A 428-nucleotide genomic window follows, 5' to 3' on the forward strand; every position below is an offset into this window, starting at 1 on the left:
CGGCCTGACCGCCGGAGCAGGCGTGGGCGTGGGCAGCAACACCCAGGGTTCGGGCGTGGCAGTCGGCGCAGGCGCCGGTACGACTGGCGGGACCAGCAGCCAGGGAGGCCTGCTGGGCAATACGCTGGGCGCCGTGGGTGGCGCGCTGGGTGGTGTGACCGGCGGACTGGGTGGTGGATTGGCGATCGGTACGCCCAAGCAATAATCCGAATTCCACCCATACTGTGGTAACCAGGAGCCGCCCACGGCTCCTGGTCCTTTATCGAAGTCGGTCTCATGGAGGAGCCAGATGCGCAAACTTGCTGTCCTGCCCCTGTTGTTGGCTGCACCTTTCGCCTGGGCCGAGCGCCCGATCCAGCTACCCGGCTCCGATATCGAACAGACCCTGCCCCGCCCCAACCTGCCTGGCGGCGACATCCGCCCCACCG

Annotated in this window: 1 pseudogene; it reads left to right on the forward strand. The window is 67.8% G+C overall.

Annotated elements, in window-relative coordinates:
• Window positions 1-205, forward strand: a pseudogene (locus tag ACCC94_RS30100) (hypothetical protein); the annotation flags it as partial.
• Between the last annotated feature and the right edge of the window lie 223 nt (window positions 206-428).

The organism is Pseudomonas sp. Pseusp97, assembly GCF_047304025.1.
Lineage (GTDB): Bacteria > Pseudomonadota > Gammaproteobacteria > Pseudomonadales > Pseudomonadaceae > Pseudomonas.